General features: G+C 40.4%; 1 pseudogene. It reads right to left on the minus strand.

The window, feature by feature from the left end:
* Window positions 1–438: pseudogene (locus tag BAMA_RS24815) on the minus strand (hypothetical protein); the annotation flags it as partial.

The raw sequence follows: 438 nt of genomic DNA on the forward strand, positions 1-438 counted from the left end.
CACCACCATCAGTTGTAGCACCTAAAATCTTGGAAACTGTAGAGCTTAATAACTGAGCGATAGAACTGTTACTTCCTTTTGTTCCATCTAAACCCTTTTTATGCGATTCACCTTTATCTTTACCATGTTTCTGAGCATCACTTTTTTTCTGAGATAAACCTGAGTCCGATGACTTAGTAACATTATCACCAGCTGTTTTATTTCCACCAGAAGTACTATCGACACCTTTTCGATGCCCTTCACCCTTTTCTTTACCATGTCTTTCAGCATCAGGCTTCTTTTGAGATAGTGCGTCGTCAGTGCTTTTTGTTACCTTGTCACCAGCACCCTTGTTACCACCCTCTGTACTTTCTATCCCCTTTTTATGAGCATCGCCTTTATCTTTACCATGCTTTTCAGCGTCAGGCTTCTTTTCAGACAAACCTTTATCACTAGCAT

It is taken from the genome of Bacillus manliponensis (genome assembly GCF_000712595.1).
Taxonomy (GTDB): Bacteria; Bacillota; Bacilli; order Bacillales; family Bacillaceae_G; genus Bacillus_A; species Bacillus_A manliponensis.